The sequence below is a fragment of the Salinimicrobium profundisediminis genome, assembly GCF_026241755.1.
GTDB classification, from domain to species: domain Bacteria; phylum Bacteroidota; class Bacteroidia; order Flavobacteriales; family Flavobacteriaceae; genus Salinimicrobium; species Salinimicrobium profundisediminis.
This window is the reverse complement of sequence record NZ_JAPJDA010000011.1, coordinates 137,556-145,997: the sequence shown is the minus strand read 5'-3', so window position 1 is coordinate 145,997 and position 8,442 is coordinate 137,556. Positions and strand designations below refer to the sequence as shown.

Here is an 8,442-nt window from a genome sequence, read left to right as displayed (position 1 = left end):
TAAATTTAATACAGGAAGGTGATATTCTGCAACCCGTTAGCCGAAGAAATTAATGGAGTTTCTTCATGTGGGGAATGTTGTAAAAGCGCAGATATTCTGCGACTCCTGTTTTTATGACTTCTTAACGAACTTTGTAAGGATCACGATCTGTTGACCTTCCACCTTACCTTCAATCTGCTCCGGATTGTCGTGAACTAAAGAAACTCTTCTTACGGCCGTCCCCCTTTTTGCCACAAGGCTGGAGCCACGTACCGGCAGATCTTTAATCAATACCACGGTATCCCCGGCTTCTATAGTTACACCATTAGAATCCTTGTGAACCACACCTCCAGAGGTTTCTCCTGTAGCCTGTCCGGCTTTTGACCATGCCAGCTGCTCCTCTTCCATATACATCATATCAAGCAGGTCTTGCGGCCAGCCTTCACCTTTTAGTCGGTTTAACATGCGCCATGCCATCACCTGTACCGCAGAGACTGTACTCCACATGCTGTCATTAAGACATCTCCAATGATTTGGATCTGTCTTTTCAGGATCTTCTATTTGCTCTTTACAGGTAGCACAAACAAGTATATGGTGTTCGCTACCTTCAGGAGAATCGGGAATTTCATATACCTCAAGATCATTGGTAGACGTACAAAGTTCACATTGCGAGGAACTTCTTTGAAACAGGTCTTGTTCTAAGCTCATTTTAAGGAAATTTTAAGACAAAGGTAGCATTTTCTGTAGTTTAAGAATGCCAGCTTCAGGCTTTCCTGAAATTATTCTCTTCTGCTGAAACCTTTGATAAAGCTTCAGAAAAAGTATTTATTTCAGAAGCCTTTATTTAGATCTTGTTCCGCCTGAAATTAGGCAGGTTCATCTGAATTACTGCGATAAGTATAAGAGCAATACCCGCCCATTGATAGAGGTTTACGGTCTCACTCAACAGGAAGTACGCCATAAGCACCGCTGCCGGCAACTCAATTGAAGAGACTATGGCGCCAAGGCCCACTCCTGTTTTAGGCATTCCCTGGGTGTAAAGAATGGGAGGAAGAATAGTTCCAAAAATGGCAAGAATCAATCCCCATTTCTGAAATATCTGCAGGTTAAATTGTTCTATTAAAAAAGGAAAGGAAATGATCCCGACAATAAGAGTTCCTCCAACCATCATCCAAAGGCTTCTCCTTAAAGGGTGTAGTTGTAATGAAACAGTATTTGAGGTGTAGATAGTCACGGTATAAGACATTGCGGCAAGCAGCCCCCAGCCCATTCCTCTCCAGTCCAGCTGAAAAGAATCGGTCATTAAGTTGGTCGCAAGTACCGTCCCGGCAAGGATGGCAACTACAGCAAATACCTTTTTGGCTCCAGGAATTTTCTTTTCAAGGATAGCTTCCAGCACTACACCCATCCAAACACTTTGCATTAAAAGAACAATGCCAATAGATACCGGGATATACTTAGCTGCCAGATAATAAAAAGTACTGGTAAGGCCCAGCGAAGTCCCTGCGGCAACAAGTTTCAATATACTTTTAGATCTATTCTGAACGGGGGCAGCTGCTTTTTTCTTCCCAATAAAAAGGTTGATAATAAGTAATCCCACAAGGCCCAGAGCCATTTGGGCAAAAGTGATCTCATGAGAGGTGTATCCTTCGGCATAGGCTATTTTTACGAAGGTAGTTAGCATTCCATAGCTAATCGCCCCAAGTGCAACAAAAAGGCTGCCTTTAAGCAAAGAGTTGTTCATAAATAGAGGTTGCAGAACGTCTGCAGATGATTTTAAGGATTGGATTTTATTCAGAAAAATCCTGTGTTAAGAAAGATTTTTTGCGGGTGCAAAAGTAGGTTATTTCCACGAAGTGGGAAAAGATTTTTTGGAATGTTATTTAGCTGCAGGATTTATAGTTTTATAAAGAGCCGCCTTCATATTTAAGTACTAGACCTCACAGGTTTCAAAAACCTGTGAGGTCTTTAAAAGATTACTTCAAACTCCTTTCAATATAAGCATCCACCCTTTCTTCCAGGATGGGTAATGTCACCGTTCCCTGTTCCAGGATCACCTCATGGAAATCCCGAATATTGAAATTGGTTCCCAGAGCTTCTTCAGCTTTTTTGCGGAGTTCGCGGATCTTCATCTCACCAATTTTATAAGAAACTGCCTGTCCTGGCCACGAAATGTAGCGGTCTACTTCGGTATTAATGTTGTGCATGGAAAGTGCAGTGTTGGCGCGAAGAAATTCCACCGCCTGTTCTCGCGTCCAGCCCATCACATGAATGCCAGTATCGACTACGAGTCGGCCGGCGCGCCATTGTTCATAAGTGAGTTTGCCGAAGCGCTCATAAGGAGTTGTGTAAATGCCCATCTCTTCTGCCAGGCTTTCAGAATAAAGGCCCCAGCCCTCTCCAAAAGCCGATAAATAGAAGTTCCTTCTAAACTTCGGAATACTATCTCCCAGCTCCCCGTTTAAGGAGATTTGCAGGTGATGGCCGGGCACTGCTTCATGGGCAGTCAACGCCGGCAGCACGTACAGGGGCCGGTTTGAAAGATTGTAAGTATTTACCCAATAATACCCCGGTTCGGTATCATCGCCGCCTCCAACATAACGCCCGGTAGTGTATTTTGGCGCAATGGCGTCGGGTACTGGAGCTACTCCATAAGGCTTCCGCGGCAGGGTTTTAAAGAACTTTGGTAGCTGGGCATCAATGCGTTTTGAAATATCCCTCGCTTCTTTTAGCAGCTCCTCTCCGGTTTTAGCATAAAACTGCTCGTCTGTCCGAAGGAAGTGGATAAAATCTTCAAAACTGCCTTCAAAACCTACTTCTGAAATGATCTTTTTCATCTCGGCATTGATCCGTGCCACTTCTTCCAGGCCTTTTTGATGGATCTCTTCTGCGGAAAGATCCAGGGTGGTATAGTAATTCAGGCGATTTTGATAATATTTGCTGCCTCCGGGAATTTCTGAAACTCCAATAGATTCTCTCGCCGCCGGAAGGTATTCTGTTTCAAAAAAGGCTTTTACACGCCTGAATTGCGGGATCACATTTTTAGAAACTGCAATTTCAGCCGCAGCTAAAACTGAATCTTTTTGCTGCTGATTCAGAATAGGTGGAAGCTTCAAAAATGGCGAATAGTAGTAGCTTTTTTTAGGATCATCAACAATCTGGTCATTATATGTAGCCTCATATCCCTTAAAAATTACCGCAGGCTGTAAATTGCCTTTTTTGATCCCCTTCCGCAGCAATACCAGGTGTTGATCTACATAAGCGGGAATCGCATTGAGCTTGTTCAGGTATTCCTTTACCTGCGTATAGGTGCTAAAATCCCTCACGTGATACGGCAGGCTCACATGAAAACCGGCATCAGAAAGCAACGGATTCAAATAAGCCTCGTATTCATAAAAATCGACAGTTTCCTGAAGATCATATCGCAACAATTCCGCAGAGATCTCTTCAGTTTCAGAAAGCTGCTCTTTATTGATCTTTTCGAGCTCCTTTAGGCGCTCCCGGGCAAATTTGGCCTCTTTTTTATATACTTCTTCTGTAAAAAGTCCCAGGGGATTGGCCTGTCGGTCATATGCTTTGTGCTCATCAACCTTTTCTATCACCTGCTTTAATGCTTCGGAAGAATTCTGACTTTGTACTTGAAAACTTACAAGGAGAAGAAATGTTAGGTTCCAAAAAAGGTATTTCATGATGACATTTTTGATGAATGATAAATATAAAGTTTTCAGGAAATCTCACTCCTGAAGTTAATTGCCTTTGATGCGCTCCCAAAGATCTATAAGGATCTGTTTTCCATCTTCCGGGCGCTTGGGCTCTTCTTCGGCTGTTACGCTGCCATCTTCCAGAATTAATTTATAGCTGAAAGCAAAATTTGAATCTTCAGCTGAAGGATTAAGTTTTCCGAAGCGCAGATCGTTAAAGTAAAGGAACCCATCTTTCTCGGAGATACTGTACCAGCCATTGGTGATGCTTATTAAACGCTGCACATTTTTGTCATTTTTGAGACTCCCCAGGTAATGATGGTTCTTTGGCACCGATTCAAAGCGTATCATCTCGTCATCAAAAAAGGAATAATAGCCAATGAGAAAATCTTCTTCGGCCTCCACATTAGCTGACCATAGCACGGTATTGAGCGGAGTGGGGCGCGTATCGATGCGGGAGTAAAATATGCCCTGCTGCTCTAAATCTTCTACAAACTGTTGGTGAGCAATAAACTTCAGGAATAACGTGAGCATGAGGTAGGTTGTACTCACAATCAAACCAAGGCGATTGAATTTTGCCCTTTTTGGATCCTCTTTTTTACGCCGCATGGCGAGAATAAGAAAAACCAGGAAAGGCAGGGTGTATAAGGGGTCAATCACGAAAATACTCTTAAACGCCAGCCGAATGTCGTGCGGCCAGAACAACTGCGTGCCCCAGGTGGTAAAAGAGTCGAGGAGGGGATGTGTAAACAAGCCCCAGAACATGAGCCATGACCAGCCTTTCCAGCCAACGCCGCTCTTTCGTTCTATCTTTGAAATGAGCCAGCCAAAAAGTGGTGACGCCAATACAGCAAAAAATATGGAATGTGTTAATCCGCGGTGGACCTCGATTGCGGTTATTGTGTCGGTGAAATTGCTCGCAAGCGCATCGAGATCGGGGATGGTTCCAGCAATTGCACCATAAAGCATCGCCTTATTCCCGACTTTCCTGCCCAAAACAGCTTCGCCCACCGCGGCACCGAGTACTATTTGAGTTAATGAATCCACTTTTTAAAGGTATAATGTATATTGAATATTGTATTAGATACAGCTCCCCTTCGGGGGTGGGGGTTAATCCACTATTTCATTTTTTCCAAATTTCAAATTTCAATTCCAGCACGGATTGCAAATCCGCGCCAACTTCTAAATTCGTACTTCTAAAGTCTAACTTCAATCGACAATTTCCATTTTCTTCAGCAGGAAAGAAGCATTCATATTCTGGCAGATGCCTTTTTTGAAGCGGTAATCAAAATTGAGTTCGTCGTTGATGATCTCTGCATCAAAATAGTAGTTCTTTACTTGTGGCAATTCTTCAGAAACTTCACAAAGGCTAAGATCATGGGTGGCAATGATTCCGGTAGAGTTGGAGCCAACCAGCTTTTCTATGAACTTTCGGGAACCAATGGCTTTATCTGTACTGTTGGTTCCCTTCAGGATCTCATCGAGAATGATGAAATATTTATCGGTCTTTATCTCGTCTACCACGAACTTCAGCCGCTTTAATTCCGAAAAGAAATAGGATTCATCATCTGTAAGTGAATCTGTAGTGCGCATACTGGTGATGAGTTTTATTGGTGTGTAGTGGCAGGCAGTGGCACAAACCGGAAGCCCCACATTTCCCATAAGGATCTGCAAACTTACAGTCCTCAAAAAGGTGCTTTTCCCGGCCATATTTGCACCGGTAATGATGAAGAACTGCTCTTTTTCGATAGAAAAATCATTGGCTATTCGTTTCTCTGGGTCCAATAATGGATGCGCCAGCTGAGTGGCTTCAGAAATATGGGAATCGTGGTGCAGTTCAGGAAAAACGTAAGACGGGTGATTAAAGGCGAAGTTTCCGAAGGAATTGTAGGCATCCAGAAATTCTATAGCCCGAAACCATTTTTGAACCACCTGCCCGTGTTCCTTTATCCACTGCTCCAGCTTCCAGGAATAGCGCAGGTCCCACAGCAGGAAACCGTTGCCAAACACCCCAAAGATCATGTTGTTTCGCTGATCAAGGGAATCGATGGACCTGGAAAACTTCTTAAGAATGGCGGAAGCCTTTTGCTTTTCGGAAGCTATTTCTTCTTTGTTCCTCTTCAGTAATTCTGAATGAAATGTCGTGTTCTCAATTAACGCCAGTAGCTGATAATACTGATGGAAGGTATCCTGCACTTTGCTTACACTGGTAGAGAGCAGGTTGATGCGCTTCAGGAAAAATCCGGTAATGAGCAGCCCCGCGAAGAACCAGAGTGCGAGTTCGATTCCGCCGATAAAGTCGAGAAAAAAGGCTGTTATTACTACCCCTGAAATAGTGGAGAAAACCAGGGGCAACCACTTCATAAATTTGGGTACAAAGTTCCTGTAGTTGTTGAGCCACCCGGTGATGGTGGCGGTACGGGTTTCCGTTTTTACTAAAGTAGCAAGAGCAGAGAAATTCTGCCGCCAGTCGGCTTTTTCAGCAAGTTCCTTTATTGCTTCCTGCTTCAGTTCAATCTGATTTATATCATTAGAAAGCAGCAGCTGTGCCAGTTTCTCCTTGCCTTCAATTAAAGTAGAGCGGTTAAGGTACTGGAAAAAAGAAGCCCTTCCGAAGAGATCGATATCCTGACTGTATGGATGCAGCGGATCTGCAAATTCATCTCCTGTTGGCAGGTTGTGAAAATTCCGCTTAAGCACTTCAAGTTCGGTCTCATTGATCTTTATCAATTCTCTGAATTTATCCCGCTCGTACCGCAAATCGGAATGCCGGGAAACCAGGAACACAAAAATGGCAATCCCCACCAGCAGGGATGCCACAACGGCTGTCGCATTTCCCCAAAAAGCATAGACTGCAAAAGCGATTGCCAGGAATACCAGGAAGCGCAACAAGCTTGAAAGACCCAATTTTCTTGAAGCTGCATGAAGCTGTGTGCGGTATTTTTCTATTTGAGCTTTGTAAAAAGTTGCGGGTTGCTGTGTCATTTAATTTATAGGTTTTGTAATTCCTGCTGAAGTTTCTTTGTGAGACCCGAAACTACAAGCAGGTAAGAATGATCTGTTAAGTCCTGCACCAGTTGCGGCGGAAGACTTTCTACCTGAAGGCTGTTCCAGTGCTTCTTGTTCATATGATAAGCACCTTCAATGTAATCTGGGTATTCATCTCTTAAAGTAAGCGCTTTTTCGGGATCGCACTTGAGGCTCACCTTAAATGGAACACTTTCTAAAGCGGCAAGCGCAAACATCTTACCCATTACTTTAAAAACAAGGGCATCGGGGCCAAAAGGCAACTCCTCGGTGACGCCTTTCTTCGCCAGCCAATAATTTCTGAAGCTATCTACGTCCATAGCTCAAAGATAAGAAATCAGGAAGGCTGATCATCTACTTTCTGGGCCTTTCCAATAGTACCGAGATGAGTGTGCCGGAAACCCTGCTCGTATTTGAGTCCGTAGCCCAACATCCGGTCAAAAGCGGCATGAGAGAACATGATTACCCCGATGAGCTGCAACACCGGCAGAAGAAAAAAAGATCCGGCAAGATAGATCGCAATGGCCACAGCTTTGTGATGAAAAAGGTTGTACACAAAAGCTCCGGCTCTGTTTCCAAAAGCGTAGCCAATCATACCAAGATCGGGCGCCAGAAATAGAACTAAAAACCACCACCACTGGTAATGCAGAAAACTAAAAACATAGATACCAAGGAGCAGCATAGCCAGCTCCTCCAGCTTTAAGTTGTTTTCATATCTGCTCAGGTTTGTAAAGCACGGGCCTTGATGGTGCAGCATCGTTCTCAAAAGAAGCAGGCTGCAGGTTTAGAAAATAAAAACCATCCTCAATTCGCGAAGGCACGTAAACCAGCTCGGTGATTGTAGCTTCAAATCGTGTGTTCTTAGGGTAATTCCAGAAGGCTTTATGAGCCAGTAATTTTCCGCCGTCCTCTTCCCTGTCTACAGAAGGCAGGTCGATCAACAGATGCTGCACTCCGCACTCCCGAAGGTAAACCGCGGCTTCTTCCTTCAGGTAAGGCCAGTTGGTGTGAGAGTAATGTTTGCTGCGCTTTGCAATGCTGTTTGGCAGCGTACGTATCACAACCGCCTGCGCCTCTCCCTCTCTAAAATGTGCTTTTAGCTGCTCTTTTGTAATCATCTCATCTCCATCTGACTTTACCGGCTCTACAGAGATTAATTTAGCTGAAAAAAAGAAGGTTTTCAGGCTTTCATTGATCCCATGATATTCCGAAGTAATATGACCTACACACTCAGTATGGGTGGTATGCCCATGCGGATTGAAATAAATGTTATTGAAGTTTACCGATCCGCCTTTGCTTACCTTTCCAACCCAGTTTCCCTCCTGCACGGGCTGAATCCTGGGGGCTTTTAAATACCACGCCACCGGATTCTTGTCATCACCCCGTAAACTAAGGGAAATATCCAGGGGCTTGGAGAAGTCGATGGTATAGTTGGTTTGATTATGTCTTAGTATCGCCTGCATGCTTGAAAATATGGAACCAAAGATAGCAGGATATTTGCGGTTTTTGAAGATGGAATTGAATGGGTTAACAGGTTTTTGTGAAAGATTTCCACCCTAATATTTAATACCTGTAAAATGTCTTTACCCAAATATTCGACCCCGATGGGGTCGTGTATTACGTGGGGAATATGTTTTGTGTGTATTCATGAATTTTTTGGGCTATAAACATCGGACCCCTTCGGGGTCCTTTTTTGTTGATTATAATCCCTTCGGGATTTGTGATTTTTTGGGGT

General features: G+C 43.8%; 8 protein-coding genes. All 8 read right to left on the bottom strand.

Annotation, left to right across the window (positions count from 1 at the left end; translation table 11 throughout):
- Window positions 1-111 precede the first annotated feature (111 nt).
- Window positions 112-687: a PhnA domain-containing protein gene (locus OQ279_RS08440; protein ID WP_266069451.1), complete on the bottom strand. Its 576-nt coding sequence runs from the start codon at window positions 685-687 to the stop codon at window positions 112-114.
- Between the two features lie 136 nt (window positions 688-823).
- Window positions 824-1,723: an EamA family transporter gene (locus tag OQ279_RS08435; protein WP_266069450.1), complete on the bottom strand. Its 900-nt coding sequence runs from the start codon at window positions 1,721-1,723 to the stop codon at window positions 824-826.
- Window positions 1,724-1,955: 232 nt separating this feature from the next.
- Window positions 1,956-3,668, bottom strand: coding sequence for a DUF885 domain-containing protein (locus tag OQ279_RS08430; RefSeq protein ID WP_266069448.1), 1,713 nt, complete (start codon window positions 3,666-3,668; stop codon window positions 1,956-1,958).
- A gap of 57 nt (window positions 3,669-3,725) precedes the next feature.
- Window positions 3,726-4,727 carry a metal-dependent hydrolase gene (locus OQ279_RS08425; RefSeq protein WP_266069447.1) on the bottom strand — a complete coding sequence of 334 codons (1,002 nt, stop codon included), beginning with the start codon at window positions 4,725-4,727 and terminating at the stop codon, window positions 3,726-3,728.
- A 162-nt stretch (window positions 4,728-4,889) separates the two neighbouring features.
- The gene (locus tag OQ279_RS08420) at window positions 4,890-6,665 is read right to left on the bottom strand and encodes a MutS-related protein (RefSeq protein WP_266069446.1); all 1,776 of its coding nucleotides are present in this window, start codon (window positions 6,663-6,665) and stop codon (window positions 4,890-4,892) included.
- 5 nt (window positions 6,666-6,670) lie between these two features.
- Window positions 6,671-7,027, bottom strand: coding sequence for an MmcQ/YjbR family DNA-binding protein (locus tag OQ279_RS08415; protein WP_266069445.1), 357 nt, complete (start codon window positions 7,025-7,027; stop codon window positions 6,671-6,673).
- A 17-nt stretch (window positions 7,028-7,044) separates the two neighbouring features.
- The gene (locus tag OQ279_RS08410; protein ID WP_266069444.1) at window positions 7,045-7,464 is read right to left on the bottom strand and encodes a DUF4260 domain-containing protein; all 420 of its coding nucleotides are present in this window, start codon (window positions 7,462-7,464) and stop codon (window positions 7,045-7,047) included.
- Window positions 7,418-8,170, bottom strand: coding sequence for a cyclase family protein (locus tag OQ279_RS08405; protein WP_266069443.1), 753 nt, complete (start codon window positions 8,168-8,170; stop codon window positions 7,418-7,420). Before OQ279_RS08405 ends, OQ279_RS08410 begins: the two co-directional genes overlap by 47 nt.
- Between the last annotated feature and the right edge of the window lie 272 nt (window positions 8,171-8,442).